The following is a 277-nucleotide window of genomic DNA, read 5'->3' as shown; positions in this document are numbered from 1 at the left end:
TTCTAAGCCAACATCCTAGCTGTCTGAGCCTTCCCACATCGTTTCCCACTTAACCAGAACTTTGGGACCTTAGCCGGCGGTCTGGGTTGTTTCCCTCTTCACGACGGACGTTAGCACCCGCCGTGTGTCTCCCGGATAGTACTTACTGGTATTCGGAGTTTGCATGGGGTTGGTAAGTCGGGATGACCCCCTAGCCCAAACAGTGCTCTACCCCCAGTAGTATTCGTCCGAGGCGCTACCTAAATAGCTTTCGGGGAGAACCAGCTATCTCCGAGTT

1 rRNA gene is annotated in these 277 nt (G+C 53.8%); it reads right to left on the bottom strand.

From position 1 onward, the window contains the following. Positions 1–277: ribosomal RNA gene (locus J9885_RS14890) — 23S ribosomal RNA — on the bottom strand; the annotation flags it as partial.

Source organism: Aeromonas sp. SrichE-2G (assembly GCF_017939565.1).
In the GTDB taxonomy this organism is placed as follows: Bacteria; Pseudomonadota; Gammaproteobacteria; order Enterobacterales; family Aeromonadaceae; genus Aeromonas; species Aeromonas taiwanensis.
Note: the sequence above shows the minus strand (reverse complement) of the source record. Positions and strands in the feature narration are given on the sequence as shown.